This window comes from Virgibacillus byunsanensis (genome assembly GCF_042675965.1).
GTDB lineage: Bacteria > Bacillota > Bacilli > Bacillales > Amphibacillaceae > Virgibacillus_R > Virgibacillus_R byunsanensis.
This window is the reverse complement of the sequence record NZ_JBHTKJ010000001.1, coordinates 138,722-154,242: the sequence shown is the minus strand read 5'-3', so window position 1 is coordinate 154,242 and position 15,521 is coordinate 138,722. Positions and strand designations below refer to the sequence as shown.

At 36.6% G+C, this 15,521-nt stretch carries 17 protein-coding genes; 13 read left to right on the top strand and 4 right to left on the bottom strand.

Features of this window, described 5'->3' with window-relative positions:
- Nucleotides 1-119: 119 nt before the first annotated feature.
- From chrA to ACFQ3N_RS00700, 3 genes are all read left to right on the top strand, one after another.
- Entirely contained in the window at nucleotides 120-1,301 is a 1,182-nt protein-coding gene (chrA, locus tag ACFQ3N_RS00710; RefSeq protein WP_390358589.1) for a chromate efflux transporter, read from the top strand.
- 24 nt (nucleotides 1,302-1,325) lie between these two features.
- Nucleotides 1,326-1,766 (top strand): OsmC family protein, encoded by a 441-nt coding sequence (locus ACFQ3N_RS00705; protein WP_390358587.1) that lies wholly within the window; start codon nucleotides 1,326-1,328, stop codon nucleotides 1,764-1,766.
- A 188-nt stretch (nucleotides 1,767-1,954) separates the two neighbouring features.
- Nucleotides 1,955-3,349, top strand: coding sequence for an L-cystine transporter (locus ACFQ3N_RS00700; protein WP_390358585.1), 1,395 nt, complete (start codon nucleotides 1,955-1,957; stop codon nucleotides 3,347-3,349).
- 136 nt (nucleotides 3,350-3,485) lie between these two features.
- On the opposite strand, the gene ligD (ACFQ3N_RS00695) is transcribed toward ACFQ3N_RS00700, so the two are convergent.
- The 3 genes from ligD (ACFQ3N_RS00695) to ACFQ3N_RS00685 all read right to left on the bottom strand — a co-directional run bounded on the left by ligD (ACFQ3N_RS00695) (nucleotide 3,486) and on the right by ACFQ3N_RS00685 (nucleotide 7,357).
- Nucleotides 3,486-5,009 (bottom strand): DNA ligase D, encoded by a 1,524-nt coding sequence (gene ligD / locus ACFQ3N_RS00695; RefSeq protein WP_390358583.1) that lies wholly within the window; start codon nucleotides 5,007-5,009, stop codon nucleotides 3,486-3,488.
- 140 nt (nucleotides 5,010-5,149) lie between these two features.
- Nucleotides 5,150-6,400, bottom strand: a complete 1,251-nt coding sequence (gene ligD, locus ACFQ3N_RS00690; protein ID WP_390358581.1) for a DNA ligase D — start codon at nucleotides 6,398-6,400, stop codon at nucleotides 5,150-5,152.
- A gap of 15 nt (nucleotides 6,401-6,415) precedes the next feature.
- Nucleotides 6,416-7,357, bottom strand: coding sequence for an ATP-dependent DNA ligase (locus ACFQ3N_RS00685; protein WP_390358579.1), 942 nt, complete (start codon nucleotides 7,355-7,357; stop codon nucleotides 6,416-6,418).
- A 284-nt stretch (nucleotides 7,358-7,641) separates the two neighbouring features.
- On the opposite strand from ACFQ3N_RS00685, the gene ACFQ3N_RS00680 reads away from it, so the two are divergent.
- The gene (locus tag ACFQ3N_RS00680; protein WP_390358577.1) at nucleotides 7,642-7,968 is read left to right on the top strand and encodes a YnfA family protein; all 327 of its coding nucleotides are present in this window, start codon (nucleotides 7,642-7,644) and stop codon (nucleotides 7,966-7,968) included.
- Nucleotides 7,969-8,156: 188 nt separating this feature from the next.
- On the opposite strand, the gene ACFQ3N_RS00675 is transcribed toward ACFQ3N_RS00680, so the two are convergent.
- A complete protein-coding gene (locus ACFQ3N_RS00675; protein ID WP_390358575.1) occupies nucleotides 8,157-8,672 on the bottom strand; it encodes a hypothetical protein in 516 nt (171 codons plus the stop codon).
- 251 nt (nucleotides 8,673-8,923) lie between these two features.
- Here ACFQ3N_RS00675 and ACFQ3N_RS00670 point away from each other — a divergent pair, with 251 nt between their 5' ends.
- The 9 genes from ACFQ3N_RS00670 to ACFQ3N_RS00630 all read left to right on the top strand — a co-directional run bounded on the left by ACFQ3N_RS00670 (nucleotide 8,924) and on the right by ACFQ3N_RS00630 (nucleotide 15,293).
- Nucleotides 8,924-9,067, top strand: coding sequence for a MerR family DNA-binding transcriptional regulator (locus ACFQ3N_RS00670; protein ID WP_390358742.1), 144 nt, complete (start codon nucleotides 8,924-8,926; stop codon nucleotides 9,065-9,067).
- A gap of 156 nt (nucleotides 9,068-9,223) precedes the next feature.
- On the top strand, nucleotides 9,224-9,724 hold the full coding sequence (locus ACFQ3N_RS00665) for a TlpA family protein disulfide reductase (protein ID WP_390358573.1): 501 nt from the start codon (nucleotides 9,224-9,226) through the stop codon (nucleotides 9,722-9,724).
- Between the two features lie 67 nt (nucleotides 9,725-9,791).
- Nucleotides 9,792-9,950 carry a hypothetical protein gene (locus ACFQ3N_RS00660; protein WP_390358571.1) on the top strand — a complete coding sequence of 53 codons (159 nt, stop codon included), beginning with the start codon at nucleotides 9,792-9,794 and terminating at the stop codon, nucleotides 9,948-9,950.
- A 391-nt stretch (nucleotides 9,951-10,341) separates the two neighbouring features.
- Entirely contained in the window at nucleotides 10,342-10,758 is a 417-nt protein-coding gene (gene merR / locus ACFQ3N_RS00655; protein WP_390358569.1) for an Hg(II)-responsive transcriptional regulator, read from the top strand.
- Nucleotides 10,748-11,251: a TlpA family protein disulfide reductase gene (locus ACFQ3N_RS00650; protein WP_390358567.1), complete on the top strand. Its 504-nt coding sequence runs from the start codon at nucleotides 10,748-10,750 to the stop codon at nucleotides 11,249-11,251. Before merR ends, ACFQ3N_RS00650 begins: the two co-directional genes overlap by 11 nt.
- The gene (locus ACFQ3N_RS00645) at nucleotides 11,248-11,919 is read left to right on the top strand and encodes a cytochrome c biogenesis CcdA family protein (RefSeq protein ID WP_390358565.1); all 672 of its coding nucleotides are present in this window, start codon (nucleotides 11,248-11,250) and stop codon (nucleotides 11,917-11,919) included. The genes ACFQ3N_RS00650 and ACFQ3N_RS00645 overlap by 4 nt, the downstream gene beginning before the upstream one ends.
- Before the next feature lie 357 nt (nucleotides 11,920-12,276).
- Nucleotides 12,277-12,555 (top strand): hypothetical protein, encoded by a 279-nt coding sequence (locus tag ACFQ3N_RS00640; protein WP_390358563.1) that lies wholly within the window; start codon nucleotides 12,277-12,279, stop codon nucleotides 12,553-12,555.
- A 66-nt stretch (nucleotides 12,556-12,621) separates the two neighbouring features.
- Nucleotides 12,622-14,493 carry a mercury(II) reductase gene (gene merA, locus ACFQ3N_RS00635; RefSeq protein WP_390358561.1) on the top strand — a complete coding sequence of 624 codons (1,872 nt, stop codon included), beginning with the start codon at nucleotides 12,622-12,624 and terminating at the stop codon, nucleotides 14,491-14,493.
- Nucleotides 14,494-14,558: 65 nt separating this feature from the next.
- Nucleotides 14,559-15,293 (top strand): urease accessory protein UreH domain-containing protein, encoded by a 735-nt coding sequence (locus tag ACFQ3N_RS00630; RefSeq protein ID WP_390358560.1) that lies wholly within the window; start codon nucleotides 14,559-14,561, stop codon nucleotides 15,291-15,293.
- Nucleotides 15,294-15,521: the final 228 nt, after the last annotated feature.

Here is a 15,521-nt window from a genome sequence, read left to right as displayed (position 1 = left end):
TTATCAGGAAGATATGATATATTTTAGAAAACTTGGCTTATCGCCAAGCATTAGTTGCACTTATGTAGATAAGAAAGCATATACTTTCCTATCTATTAAAAAAATGGACTTTGGAGGTAATGATGCGTAACAATCACTCCCGACTTGAAATATTATTAACGTCATTAAAACTGGGTCTAACCTCTTTTGGTGGACCAATTGCTCATCTTGGCTATTTTAAAGACGAATACATTGATAAGCGAAAATGGTTAGACGATAAAACATATGCCGACATCATAGCCTTATGTCAATTTTTACCAGGACCTGCAAGTAGTCAGGTAGGAATAGCTATTGGTATGCTTCGTGGCGGTTTTCTGGGTGGTGTGATTTCCTGGCTGGGATTCACAATACCGTCTGTTTTAGTACTTGTTTTGTTTGCATTTCTTTATCAGTCGTTTACGCTTGAGGAAGCAGCTTGGATAGCTAGCTTAAAAATCGTAGCCGTAGCGGTTGTTGCACACGCTGTCCTGGGATTAGGGGGAAAACTCACTCCTGATCGACCTAGAATAGCAATAGCACTAGCAGCAGCTTTAGTAATGTTGTTATTTCCTTCAGCAATGGTGCAAATAGGCATTATCGTTGTCGCAGCTTTAATAGGGTATGTTGCTTTTTCCAATCAAGCAGAATCGAAAGTAAATACCTTTTCTGTTTCTATTACAAAAAAGCAGGGAGTCATGTCCTTATCTATACTAGTAGCATTGTTAATAGGTTTGCCACTTCTGTCCCAAGCTGTTTCTAATACATATGTATCACTGTTCGACACATTTTTCCGTGTCGGCGCATTGGTATTTGGCGGCGGGCATGTTGTGTTACCGTTACTAGAGCAGGAAGTAGTTCCAAATGGATTGTTATCCAATGGCGAATTCTTAGCGGGATATGGGATGGCACAGGCTGTTCCAGGTCCATTATTTACATTTGCTAGTTACCTAGGGACGATGATAAGCGGAATTGCTGGAGCTATTATTGCTACAATTGCAATTTTTTTACCATCGTTCTTGCTAATTGTTGGTGCGCTCCCATTTTTAAGTGAGCTTCGAAAACAATCCAAGTTTCAAGGGATTTTAACTGGAGTTAATGCAAGTGTTGTTGGAATCTTACTGGCAGCATTGTATGATCCTGTATTTACAAGCTCTGTCAATAATGGAGTTGACTTTGCTCTTGCAGCGATCTTATTCGGTCTCCTGCGCTTTTGGAAAACACCTGCGTGGTTAGTTGTAATTATAGGAGTAGTACTCGGAACATTACTCGCTTATGTTTTCTAACAAAAATTAATTTGAGGTGATACTATGGCAGAACATCATTTCCATTTACAAGCAGACTGGCCTGGTGGCAGGAATAGTGAAGGCTATATCGAATCAGGAAACCTGCAAACGAAAATTTCTATTCCACCTGAGATGGACGGGCCAGGAATTGGGACCAACCCAGATGAAATGCTGTTAGGGGCTGCTGCTACATGCTACATCATTACATTAGGTGCCATGATTGAGCGAGCAAGCCTTCCATTAAAATCAATGTCATTAGAATCAGAAGGTATTGTTGATGTGACCAATAGCGTGTTTACGTATAAAAAAATCATTCATAGGCCAACAGTAAATCTACAAGTTACTGCGGATTCAAACGACCATGAAAAACTGGCTAAATTGGTACAAAAAGCTGAGAAAAGCTGTATGATCTCACGCGCATTAAAAGGTAATGTAGAAATAACGTTAGAAGAAAATTTAAACTAATTAACGGTAGCGTACTCTTACAAAGAGTGCGTTTTCTAATGCCATTTAATTTTATAAAAAACAGGAACCATTCTCTTGACAGTTGGATAAAATGATTGTATCTTATTTAAAGCACACTAAATTTATCGGAATTATTAACATTAATTTTGATAGATAGGCATAAACCATATTAAAAGGAGGTAACAAAAATGGATTTATTATTTATATTGGTGAATATCGCAGTTTTAATAGCACTTATCGGCGTACTTATTGTCATGCAAAAGAAACACTTAACATTTACCAAACGTGTATTCACGGGTTTAGGCCTTGGGATTGTGCTTGGTGGCTTATTGCAAGCGGTTTATGGCACAGGGTCAGAAGTATTAACGCAAACAACCGAATGGTATAACATTGTTGGTAGAGGATATGTTCGTTTACTTATGATGATCGTTATACCACTAGTTATGGTATCGATTATTCAGGCGATTATAAACTTGGAAAAAACAGCAGCACTTGGGAAAATGGCGGCTTGGATTATTGGTATTCTTGTTTCCACTGCTATGGTAGCAGCGCTTATTGGAATTGGTACAGCAGTAGTATTTGATTTAAACGCTGACCAAATTGAAGCAGGTCAAGCAGAAAACGACCGTGCATCGATGCTTGAATCAACGTTAGGTGAGGTACAGGGTACTAGTACACCATCTAAAATTCTTAATTTTATTCCATCCAATATATTTTTGGATATGACTGGAGAACGTTCGACTTCAGTTATCGCCGTTGTAATATTCTCGATGTTTATTGGGATAGCGGTACTTGGGCTGCGGAGAAAGAGTCCAGAACAGGCTGAAAAGTTTACTGAAATCATAAACGCCATATATGCAGTGGTTATGCGTATTGTTACGTTGATCTTACGTTTAACTCCATTTGGTATATTGGCCTTAATAGCAACAACAGTAGCAAATACGGACGTAGCGGGGATCATGCAATTAGGTAAATTTGTAATTGCTTCTTATGTGGCTTTGTTTATCATGTTTGTGATCCATTTACTGCTAGTAGGAGTCTTTGGCTTAAACCCAATGACCTACTTGAGAAAAGTTATCCCTGTATTAGGATTTGCCTTTACTTCACGTTCAAGTGCTGGAACCATTCCTTTAAATATTCAGGCACAGAAAAATGCGCTAGGTGTTGACGAAGGTACTGCAAATATGTCAGCTTCCTTTGGTGCAACAATTGGCCAAAATGGATGTGCTGGTATTTATCCAGCAATGTTAGCAGTAATGATTGCACCTACAGTAGGAATTGACCCGTTAACACCAGGATTTATCGTACAACTAGTTCTTATTATCGGAATTAGTTCATTTGGTGTAGCAGGTGTTGGAGGAGGAGCAACATTCGCAGCACTAATCGTTCTCTCAGCAATGAACCTACCAGTAGCATTAGCAGGTTTGTTAATCTCAATCGAAGCGCTAATCGACATGGGACGTACTGCACTAAATGTTAATGGCGCAATGGTTTCGGGAACATTAACATCACGAATTTTAAAGAAATTTAATATAAAAACGTTTAACGATAAAAAAGCAATAGAACAAGATATTGCGCTTTAACTAATGAAGATAGCCGTTCCTAGATGGAGCGGCTATTTTTCTGTGTTTTGCACCAAGGACAACGACGGTGCAAAACTGGGGAGAGAATAGCCCCAACTTGGAAGAGAACAGCTCCAACTCGGTCCACAAAAACTGCTTATTCTTTCACAAGCTCCAACATTTTATCCATATTCTGCATTTTAGCCGCATCGGCATATCCAGCAAATGGACAACCAAGCCTTTGCACCCGGTCCACGACATTTTTAATCGTAAATGAATCAGGTGTTAACCCTTCCTTCACTTCTTCCCAAAATAGTGGAGTGGCAACTGTTGCATCATCTGTTAACCGTGGGGAATAGGGTGCAATTAATGTTTTATCTTTTCCGTGTTGTACATAATCTATATATAGTCGCCCATTTCGTTTATTCTTCATGCGCTCTGTTGTAAATAAAGAGGGATCAGCTTTTTCGATTGTCCAGGCTATCGCTTGTGTGAAAATAGCTGTATCTTCATAAGTCATAGTTCCCTCCTGGATTGGAATGTGTATTTGCAGTCCTTTATTTCCAGAAGTTTTTACGAAAGAGATGAGATCTAAATCGTCAATCAAACGTTTGATCCATGTGGCAGCTTGGATAGCTAAAGGGAATCCTTTGCGATCAGGGGGATCCAAGTCAAAAACGATTTCATTCGGATACTCACTTCTCACTTTTTGAAAGGGGATGTGAAATTCAACGGAGCCATGATTAGCAAACCATATGAGCGATTCTAATCTATCGCAAATAATAAGTTTTTCCGTGCCTTCTCCTATGGAATTTATAAATGAAGGAGCGTAGGAAGGAAGATGCTTTTGAAAGAACGTTTCCTCGTTTACGCCGTCAGGACTGCGAATAAGAGTTAATGTACGGTTTTTTAAAAAGGGTAACATGTAGGCTGAAATCTCTCGCATAAAAATTAGCAAATCACCTTTTGTTAATCCGTCATTTGGCCAGAAAACCTTATCCATATTTGTCAGCTCAACTGCAGAAGGCATCATCGCCATATCAATCTTTAATCTATCATAGGTACAATCTTCTGCGGAAATTTCCAATTCCAATGCTTTAAATTCAGGCTCACGTAATTCATCTTTAAATAAATCAAGCGTGTGGATAGATGCACAAATAGCAGGTGGTAGTACATATCCGTTAGCTTGTTTTTCTCCTTTTGTAATAAATAATTGTTGTAACGTTTTTTGTGCTTCATCATCTAGTCCATGCTTGCACTTTCCAATTTCACGTATAGTATCATGGTCGTAAACATTTACCGTGAAATAGTCATTATTGGTATCATAGAATGTTAAAAATCCAAAAATGGTTCGCCAATTTTTGATTTTTAACCAATCATTATGTTTTTTTCCAGGACTATATGTACTCTCATTACGCTTTGCGATCATCCCTTCCCCTTTACACGCAAAAATATCCTCCCACAAGTCATCAGGGCTGTTAGTAGAAGGGACTTGAACTAATCGTCCACCTTCGATATCTGTAAAAAGATCAGCTAGCAGTTCTTTTCGTTCCATAAAATTTTTAAGGTGTAAGGAATTACCACTTTTCTCTAAAATATCAAAAATCACTTGTACATTATATATATAGTGGGCAAAAGTAAAAAAGGCTGCACTATATGGATTGTTGTTAATTTTGCCCATTATAAAATAAGAAAATGGGATAAATACATTAAGTATTGCAGATTTATAAACACGTACTAGTAAATATTACTGAAAAATTTATCTTTAATATTGGGGCCTTAAATAAAAAATGCACAAAATTTTTTATGTACTTTTATCCCTTATTTTGTCTTTAACGAAACAATAATGTTTTTCAAAGTAGAATTAGTTTGTTCAAAAAAATCTCCAAAGGGACAATTATTATTGGAGAGGCGATCTAAAACAAATGGAACATTATATCTTTCAATCTTCAGGTTTTCGTTAACCTCGTCCCAAAATAATGGGGCTGCAACAGTTGCATTTTCCCGTCCTCTGGGCGAGTAAGGACAAATTATTGTTTTTCCCTCTGCGTGCTGAATATAGTCAATGTAAAGCTTTTTGCCTCTATTTTTTTTAAGCCTTTCTATTGTAAAACTATTCGGATACTTTTCTACTAGATATTTAGCTATGAATTCTGTAAATACTCTGGTTTCATCATATGTTAATGAGGTATCAATAATAGGTATATGGATTTGAAGACCTTTGCTACCAGAAAGTTTAGGATAGCTTATAATCTCAAATTTATCGAATATTTTTTTCATTTCTATTGCTGCTTTTATTGCTAAAGGGAGTCCAGCTTTATTAGGTGGATCTAAGTCAAATACAATTTCTAAAGGATTATTACTTTCCACGGTTTGGAAAGGAACATGGTACTCTATTGTCATCTGGTTTCCTAACCAGTGTAATGTTGGTGAATCATTGCAAACAATGTAATTAATACCATCTTTATTTACTGTGTTAACAAAACTAGGGGCATACTCAGGGCAGTTCTTTTGGTAAAAGGATTCTCCAGGGACTCCATGGGGATATCTTATAGTAGTTAAAGCCCTACTTCTTAAGAATGGAAGTATATAAGAAGAAACTTGAATTAAGTAGGAAATATAGCTTTCTTTATTGATAAAAGGAGTTTCCCATATTGTTTTATCTGGATGGGTAATTTTCCCTTGGATATTAGTTGAGTTATTATCTAAAAGAAGCCTATCCCAAGTGCATTCATACCAATTTAAGTTCAGTTGGAAAGAATGAAAATTAGGATCCACTAATTGATTATCTACTATGGTTTTAAAATAAATCTCCACACATATAGCAGGTTCGATAGAAACGGTATCATGTTCAGAAGTATTTTGATTTTTATTTATCGCCTCAATCAAAGAGTTTCGTTCACTCTTCTTTAGACCTTTAGAAAAGGTACCTATGTGGACAATAATATTTCCTTTTTGAATACCTAATAGAAATTCATTATCTTGCGTTTTCATTCCCAAGATGAAAAATAAGCCTTTATAAGCTGATTCTCTTACGGGAAATAATTTGTTTGGGATATTCTTCTCAATCATATATGTCCATCCTCTTCAGTTAAGTTTGCACATTTTTGGATCTGCACTTACAAAAGATTGAATACTAGGTTGCCTCAGTGAATGGCCTTTTGGCCATTCCATATATTGGACTTTAACTGTTATTAGAGGTTGAAGCCATTGCGCCTTATTTAATCTTTCGGGTTTATTTATAAATGGTTTATTATCTGTTTTGAAGGGTTCAATTCCTTTAGTGAATTCTTGCCATTCAGCCCTAGTTAGTTTTCCAGTTCCAACATTTCCAATGTACCAAAACTGATTTTTATTATCATAAAGACCGAGTAGCATAGAATTGACTACCCCATTTCGATAAGTAACTCCACCAATTACAGCAATAAGGTCCTTATAATTCTTTATTTTTCTCCAATCAGCATTTTTTCCGTTTATAATGTATCTACTAGAAAGGTTCTTACTTATAATCCCTTCCAAATCGTGTTGTTTGGCAACCTCATATAAACTAGGCCCATCGCTATTAGAGGGTACTATTTGTATATGTTCATTGGGATCTATACTGTTTAAAAGTAAATTAAGCCTATCCTTTAATGAATATTCATTAATCCATTCATCATTTAAAAAAATAATATCAAAAATCATATAATAAATTGGAACATCTTTAGCAATATCATTTACTCGATCCATTCGCCGTATTCCATCACGTTTCATAACTTCATGAAATGAGGGTTTACCTTCCTTATCAAGGGCAATAACTTCACCATCAAAAATAACTGACTTAGCAGAAGTAAGCGACGTAATATTTTTTAATTCCGGATAATGGAATGTGCGCTCATTAAGTTTTCTATTGAATAGCATTATTTCATGTCCATCAACGTATGTTAAAACCCTAACTCCATCCCATTTAATTTGTGATATCCATTCTGATCCTTTTGGAATATCTTCTGAGGAGACAGGTTCAAAGGGAATAATAGGCTTAAATTTCATAGTTAACTCCTTTTTTCATTAGTCTTTACAAAAACATTTAAAAAAATATATAAATAGTTTATTAAAGCAGAAGAAGTGCATTATTGACCTCTTTTAACCTTTGTAGCTATATAAAAAAGTTTGATGTTTATATTCTTCAATAAAATTAATATGTTCGCAATCCTAGAGGTGAAATGTGTGGGAGTAATTCTTTATTTAAAAACTCTTTTGTAAATTGACTCGGATACACAGTGCTCCATACCCCATGTTATGATTTATATATTAACGATAAAGGAAGTGTAATAGTGACAATTACTATTATTTTATTTTTACTAGCAGGTCTAGCCGAGATTGGTGGTGGTTATTTAATTTGGGTATGGTTAAGAGAAGGTAAGCCATTTTATTGGGGAGCCTTCGGAGGCATAGCCTTAGCTTTATATGGTGTTATTGCTACATTTCAAACATTCCCTTCGTTCGGTAGGGTTTATGCTGCCTATGGAGGGGTATTTATCATTCTTGCTGTTTTATGGGGATGGGGAATTGATAAGAAAACTCCCGATTTATATGATTGGATTGGTGCAAGCCTTTGTCTAATTGGGGTTTCAATTATGCTATGGGGCCCACGTCAATAATCATCAGAAAAATTCTATTATTCTTTATAACCATTGAAAAACTCTTCTTCAGATTTTTTAGTGAAAAACAAGGGAGCGATTTCAAGCATGTACAATGATGAAATCAAACTTTTCCTTACCAAATTTGCTTAGCTTACAAAATTCCGAAATGTTAGTGGCATCCCTAGAAGGAAAAGTAGTTAACATTGTTATTTAAAATAAATGATTCCTGGGTCTGCGGTATTAAATTGTTTCGGAAAAAGGAGACCTTCTGTATAAGGGGAGGAAATATTATATTCACTAAACATATAAGCTGTCTGAGCATAAAACATCTTTGCTCCTTGAACATCCAGTTTACCTGTCACGATATCACTTAGTAAATTTAGAGATAATAAGTTCATCGCTTCTTTATGGCACGTTGCAGAAGCTTCCCCTTTTGTACGATCCAAATAAACACTTCCATCAAAGGCAGCTACATCATCAAATAAGTTTACAGGAACTCTATAATCAATGGTTTGTTCTAAAAAATCAAGATGTGGTGTCGGAAAATTATGTGGTACTGTATCACGGTGGATAATCGTACGCTTCCATGGTCCGTTGTTATACCAAATCAGTCTACTCATTGTTGCTTCATGAGGGTAACCATATTTTTGGATAATTGTTTTGGCTCCCTCTAACGGTTTACCTTCCCAATAATATAAAATTTGATTTACATAGTTATCCATTTGTAATACCTCCAAACATTGGCCTAACCTAAAAATAGTGTATGCAAAGGATTAAATTGAAGGAACAGTTTATTTATTAGTATATTTTTTTTTTTTCCAACATCTCAAAACTAAAATTAGGATTGTTGTATCGATATTGGAGGATACCGGGATACAGAAAATTAAATGGAGAAAAAAGCAAAGACTTGACACCGTACTATGGTACAGGGTTTATACTTTTACTGAGGTGAGTTGGTATATGAGTTTATCGAATAGGAGAATTAGCTAAAGAATGTGACATTAATAAAGAAACAGTACGTTATTATGAGCGTATAGGGGTAACCCTGAACCTCCACGAACTGGATCCGGTTACCTTTTGTATCCTGAAGAAACAGCCGATTGTATCCATTTTATAAAACGTATGCAGGGGTTGGATTTCCTTGAATAAAGTAAACCGATTCTTGGAGTTGTGGATAAAGATCAAAATAGATGTCTGAATGATTTTACAACGAAAAAACTGATGAAATAAAGAAAAAATTATGAGTAACTGAATCCTATAGGAGGTACGACAAATGAAAGCTCGCCTAACATTAATATCTCTATTATTTCTTTTGTTAGTATTAACAGCATGCACATCAAGTGGTAGTGGTAGCGATAGCGAAAACGAAAACCAATTAAGCATAGATGCAAAGGATATTAAGGGGAAGAGGGTGCGGTTAGCTGACGACCAACCGAGTTTAGTGTACTTTATGTCTGCTTCGTGTCCGACTTGTAAGGATGGAGAAATCATGCTTAATGATGTGTCTAGACTTTATCCAGAAGTTCAAATTATAACGGTTGATCTTGATCCATATATGGATACAGTAGAGGGGCTCGCTAAGTTCCAGAAAAAATTCGGTGGAGACTGGTCACATATATTAGATAATGAAGATCGGACAATTACTCACGAATTTGGAGTGAAACAATTGGAAGAGACGGTATTAGTAGATCAAAATTACAAAGAAGTTTTCAGAGCAGTCAATCCTTCATTGATAGAAGTTCAGGAGGCTTTGGCTAAAATTTTGGTGGAATAATGGGCATTTCACTTTGGATTGTTTTCACCACAGGAATTGCAGCTGCATTTATTCCTGCGGTAATGCAATGTTACCTTCCTACATCTCCTATCTGATTGGTTTAGATGATAAAAAAGTGTCAAATTGGTCTGCCATAATAAAGGAAATGGGATTGGGCGTTGCTATGACTGTCGACTTTTTAATCGTTGTTGTAGCAGCTGGATTTTTAACTAGTTTACTTGGTTGAGGGCTAGTAGATTATCTGCCCTTCCTATCATGGGTTACCGCTGTTTTGCTTATTATTTGGTCTAGGTATGTTAATGGAAAAACATTTACCGGTGGCTCCTCTAACGGTTTACCTTCCTAATTAGTTAAAGTTTGATTTATTTTACATAATTATCCATTTACTACATCTCCAAACATTAGCCTAACCTACAAGTAATGCATGCAAAGGAAAAAGTTGGAGGAACAGGTTCATCTTTTGGTATGTTTTATTCATTTATCTACATCCCAATACTAAAATTAGTATTGTTTCGACACCGAGATATAGAAAATCGCGAAAACTAATGAAGAATAAAGCAAAGACTTGACACTGTACTATGGTACAGGGTTTATACTTTTTATTGAGGTGAATTGGTATGAGTTATCGAATAGGAGAATTAGCTAAAGAATGTAACGTTAATAAAGAAACTATACGTTATTATGAGCGTATAGGGGTGATCCTTGAACCTCCACGAACCGAATCCGGTTACCGTTTGTATCCTGAAGAAGCAGCCGAACGTATCCATTTTATAAAACGTATGCAGGGGTTGGATTTTTCCTTGAATGAAATAAACCGGCTTCTTGGAGTTGTGGATAAAGATCCAAATAGATGTCTGAACATGTATGATTTTACAACGCAGAAACTAGATGAAATTGAGAAAAAAATTAAAGACTTAATTCAAATCAAGAAAATGTTAGACGACTTACGTAAGAGATGCCCGGATGAAAAAGAAATTTATGAGTGTCCTATTTTCGAGTCTTTAATAACAAAGGAGGATCTAATTGAAGAATAAATGGGTACTCAGTTTATTTTTGTTGATTGTATTTCTATCTGCGTGTAATTCAAATTCTCCAGAGACACCAGAGAAAACTGAAACAATAGCACAGGAATTTAATGTGAAAAGTATTAATGGACAAACAATAAATTTATCAGAAAAAAAACCAACGTTAATTTACTTCATGGCTACTTGGTGTCCAACGTGTGTAGGTTTAGAAAAGGTATTTGCTCAGATTCATGAACAGTATGGCGATAAAGTTCAACTTCTTACAGTTGATGTCGACCCTTCAATAGACACAAAAGAACAATTGGCACAATTTCAAAAAAAATACGGTGGAAACTGGCCGCATGTGTTAGATGAAAACCAAGAAATCACCAAACAATTTCAAGTAAAGCAATTAGAAGAAGTAGCCTTAATCAATAAAAAAGGAGAACAAGTTTTTCAAGACGTAAATCCTTCTTTTGAAAAACTAAAAAGTGCCTTGTCTGATATTGGAGTGCAACCATGAGTATCTCAGTTTACTATCTTCTGAGCATAGGAATAGCAGCCGCATTTAACCCTTGCGGAGTTGCGATGTTACCATCTTATATCTCTTATTTAATCGGAAGTAAAGATGGGGATTACTCCTATCAAAAGTCCATCACAAAGGGAATTCAGTTAGGAATAACCATGACAGCAGGATTTTTGTTGGTCTTTGTTCTTTCAGGATTTGCTCTTAGTTGGATAGGTCATTCACTGAATGCTGTTTTTCCGGTTTTCTCAATCATTGTGGCCGCCTTACTCATCTTAATGGGTTTGGGGATGCTACTTGGTAAACACTTGCCAATAAAAACAATCTCTTTTCAGATTAATTCAGGGAAAGGATCTGTTTTCCTTTACGGGATTGCGTATGCGTTCGGCTCGTTAAGTTGTACCTTGCCGGTATTTTTACTGGTTGTTTCTCAATCGATGACCAATCATTCCATTGTAACAACAATGATGAATTTTGTGTTTTACTCCATTGGAATGGGGATTGTTGTCACACTTATTACGATACTCTCACTTGTTTCAAGAAGCCTAGTACAACAATTCTTGAGAAAATATCTTTCTTTCATTGAGAAACTGACAGCAGTTGTCATTCTTTTATCGGGTATTTATCTTTTGGTCTATTGGACATCAGGTCCGATTAATTTTTAAGGGTAGTGAGGGAAACGGAAGAAAATGTGATGGATATGAATAGAAAGCAATTTTCAAAATGAAACCGTATCGAAATTCTTTTATAATTTATCTAATCCAGCAAGGTTAGAAGTCACATTATCACTGCTAGATTCAGAAAAAATATGAGCCAATTAGTTAGTGAACTAGTCACAAACCTCGTTAACTGGTATGTATGAAAACATGCGAATTCGTAACATCCCGTAAAGAAGGGGATTATGTTTACAACAAAGTTAACATTTCCACATGTTCGCGACATCATCCAGTTAGCACAATCAGTCGTGGCCGAAAATGCAAATCGAATCAATTCTTGCACACGCTTATAAGGGGGTTATAATCATGAAAAATACAGCAAAAGGTATCGGGTGGGGTGCGTTAGCCCTGATTACATGTCCATGCCACTTAGTCTTGATTCTTCCATTGTTAGCAGGTACGGCATTAGGTGGTTATCTTGCAGAGTATCAAACCATCACGTGGGTAGTTCTTGGTCTTCTATTTATCTACTCCTTCTATATGGCTTGGAAAAAACTGGACCATTCAGATAATGAGCATACTAAAAAGGAAGATAAAAAGAAATCATCATTGGACTGTTGTTCACCTCAACCATTTAAAAAATAAATGTTGAACAAGATTTTGTAAACAATAAAAACGAATAAAATTCGATTAAAAAAGGAGTTTTTTCCTATGAGTAAAAATAAAGTTCAAGTCACCCTTCCAATACAAGGAATGACATGTACAGGTTGCGAGAACCATGTAACTGAGGCGTTGGGTACATCCGGTGCAGAAAACGCAAAGGCAGACTTCCGACAAGGAAATGCAACATTCGAAATTGAAAAAGAAAATATCGATAAGGCAAAAGAGGCTGTAGCGAACTCCGGTTATACTCCTGGATCAGAAGAGAAATCTGTTCATGAACAATCAAAAATTAAACTCGATGTTCAAGGGATGACGTGTACCGGATGTGAGGAACATGTAACGGAAGCATTGAAAAATGCCGGAGCAAAAAATCCAGAAGCCGATTTCCGCCGTGGTCAAGCGACATTTGAGATCTCTAAAGATCAACTTGAGCATGCGAAAAACGCTGTTAACGAATCAGGTTATCATGCTGGTGATGTCACGGTTAAGTCTGAAGAAAAAGGGCTCGCTTTTCATAACAAAGACGATGAATATGACCTGTTCATTATTGGTTCAGGTGGTGCAGCCTTTTCTGCGGCGATTAAAGCCGTGGAAAAAGGAGCAAAAGTTGCTATGGCTGAACGGGGGACCATCGGTGGCACATGCGTCAACATTGGATGTGTTCCATCTAAAACGATGCTTCGTGCCGGTGAAATCAATCACCTAGCGGGAAACAACCCATTTGCTGGTTTGAACACAAAAGCCGAACCGGTTGACATGGCCTCTTTAACCGAGCAAAAAGATGAACTCGTTCAAGGGATGAGACAACAAAAATATGTGGATCTCATTAATGAATATGACTTTGATTTAATTCAAGGTGAGGCATCCTTTATCGATGAAAAGACAGTTGAAGTGAATGGACAGAAATACACAGCAAATAAATTCTTGATTTCTACAGGTGCATCTCCATCTGTTCCGAATATTCCTGGACTAAAAGATGTGGACTATCTAACAAGTACAACAGCCCTTGAATTAAAAGAGGTTCCTAAAAAGTTAGTCGTGATTGGGTCAGGATACATTGCCATGGAACTGGGGCAACTATTCAACAACTTAGGATCAGAAGTTTCATTGATGCAACGAAGTGAACGACTTTTGAAAGAATATGATCCAGAAATTTCAGAAGCCGTTGATGAAGCCTTAACCGCGCAAGGGTTAAACTTTATCACTAGCGTCACTTACAAAAAAGTGGAACAGGAAGGTGACATGAAAAAAGTCTACATTGAAGTGAATGGGGAAGAACGAGTCATTGAAACAGACCAATTATTGGTTGCAACCGGAAGAAGACCAAATACAGGCTCACTTAATCTTGAGGTGGCAGGGGTTGAAGTCGGTAAAAAAGGCGAAGTCACTGTGGATGACTATCTTCAAACAAGCAATTCGAACATCTATGCCGCAGGTGATGTCACATTAGGACCACAATTTGTTTATGTGGCAGCATACGAAGGTGGCGTTGTTGTTGAAAACGCAATAGGATTAGCCAGCAAGAAAGCAGACCTACGTTTTGTTCCTGGTGTCACATTCACTAATCCTTCGATTGCTACAGTTGGTTTGACCGAGCAACAAGCCAAAAATCAAGGATACGATGTCAAGACATCGGTTCTTCCACTCGATAGTGTTCCAAGGGCACTTGTGAACCGTGAAACAAATGGCGTCTTCAAACTCGTTGTTGATAACCAAACGCAAAAAATCCTTGGCGCTCATGTGGTTGCTGAAAATGCTGGCGACGTGATTTATGGTGCAACATTAGCCGTACAGTTTGGTTTAACCGCAGACGATTTAAAAAATACAATGGCTCCATATTTAACCATGTCTGAGGGCTTGAAACTAGCCGCCTTAACATTGGATAAAGACGTCAGTAAATTATCTTGCTGTGCAGGGTAGAGAATAGATTTTTAAGGGAGAGAGATTCATCTCTCTCTTTTTGAATGCCGAAAAGGAGTATCGCTATGTATGAATTTTTGAATATGTTAAGTCAATGGTTATATGACCCGTTAACACGTATTTCTTATGGTTTGGAACACATTCCCCTGCTATTTGCTTTCTTTTTAGGTCTTTTAGGTGCAATTTCACCTTGCCAATTAACCGGGAACATCGGAGCCATTACGTATTATGGTCAACGCTCTATCCATAGAGAAAAAGTATGGGGAGATGTTTTCTTTTACCTCTTAGGAAAAATGGTGATTTATACTAGCTTAGGATTGATGGTTTGGTGGTTAGGGCAGGAAATAGAAGGGTCAATGACCGTTTACTTTGTACGGTTTAGACAATTCCTAGGTCCGATCTTTATCCTAGTCGGCTTGTTTTTGCTTAGAATCATTAAAATAAAATGGTCAGGGCTATTTAACAACCTACTTCCTATCAAAAGGAAAAATGGTTATATAGGCTCTTTCCTATTAGGAGCAAGTTTTGCCCTTGGATTCTGTCCAACAATGGGAGTGGTCTTTTTCGCTTTACTGATGCCAATTGTGATTTCTTCTCCAATTGGTATAGCACTACCTTCCGTTTTTGCCATCGGAACAGCATTTCCATTTTTATTGTTCATGTTTCTTATGTGGTACTTCGAGATTAGCAGCACACTACTAAATAAAGGACGGAAAATAGGTTTACGAATTCAACAAATAGCAGGAATCTTTTTAGTATTAATAGGTATTTTGGATACAATAACATACTGGTCATTTTAAGGAAGGGATGAAGTAGACTTCCTAGGATGTCGTTCTATGACCTTATACACACTTTCCAACCTTTAATTAAAAATTATAGTGAGATGCCAATAAATTTATTTAAATTAGATTTTTAAATCTTGCTACAGCAGTTTCATTTCTTTTTCTTATTGTTTTATATTACAAATATTCAGCTCGCTTCTATAATAACCCTGTAATAGATGCATGTTAAACCCTTATAGATAAAAA

Coding starts and splice junctions, on each gene's coding strand:
- chrA (WP_390358589.1), top strand. CDS start 120: ATGATGCGTAACAATCACTCCCGACTTGAAATATTATTAACGTCATTA.
- ACFQ3N_RS00705 (WP_390358587.1), top strand. CDS start 1,326: ATGGCAGAACATCATTTCCATTTACAAGCAGACTGGCCTGGTGGCAGG.
- ACFQ3N_RS00700 (WP_390358585.1), top strand. CDS start 1,955: ATGGATTTATTATTTATATTGGTGAATATCGCAGTTTTAATAGCACTT.
- ligD (WP_390358583.1), bottom strand. CDS start 5,009: ATGGGCAAAATTAACAACAATCCATATAGTGCAGCCTTTTTTACTTTT.
- ligD (WP_390358581.1), bottom strand. CDS start 6,400: ATGATTGAGAAGAATATCCCAAACAAATTATTTCCCGTAAGAGAATCA.
- ACFQ3N_RS00685 (WP_390358579.1), bottom strand. CDS start 7,357: ATGAAATTTAAGCCTATTATTCCCTTTGAACCTGTCTCCTCAGAAGAT.
- ACFQ3N_RS00675 (WP_390358575.1), bottom strand. CDS start 8,672: ATGGATAACTATGTAAATCAAATTTTATATTATTGGGAAGGTAAACCG.
- ACFQ3N_RS00665 (WP_390358573.1), top strand. CDS start 9,224: ATGAAAGCTCGCCTAACATTAATATCTCTATTATTTCTTTTGTTAGTA.
- ACFQ3N_RS00660 (WP_390358571.1), top strand. CDS start 9,792: ATGTTACCTTCCTACATCTCCTATCTGATTGGTTTAGATGATAAAAAA.
- merR (WP_390358569.1), top strand. CDS start 10,342: ATGAGTTATCGAATAGGAGAATTAGCTAAAGAATGTAACGTTAATAAA.
- ACFQ3N_RS00645 (WP_390358565.1), top strand. CDS start 11,248: ATGAGTATCTCAGTTTACTATCTTCTGAGCATAGGAATAGCAGCCGCA.
- ACFQ3N_RS00640 (WP_390358563.1), top strand. CDS start 12,277: ATGAAAAATACAGCAAAAGGTATCGGGTGGGGTGCGTTAGCCCTGATT.
- merA (WP_390358561.1), top strand. CDS start 12,622: ATGAGTAAAAATAAAGTTCAAGTCACCCTTCCAATACAAGGAATGACA.
- ACFQ3N_RS00630 (WP_390358560.1), top strand. CDS start 14,559: ATGTATGAATTTTTGAATATGTTAAGTCAATGGTTATATGACCCGTTA.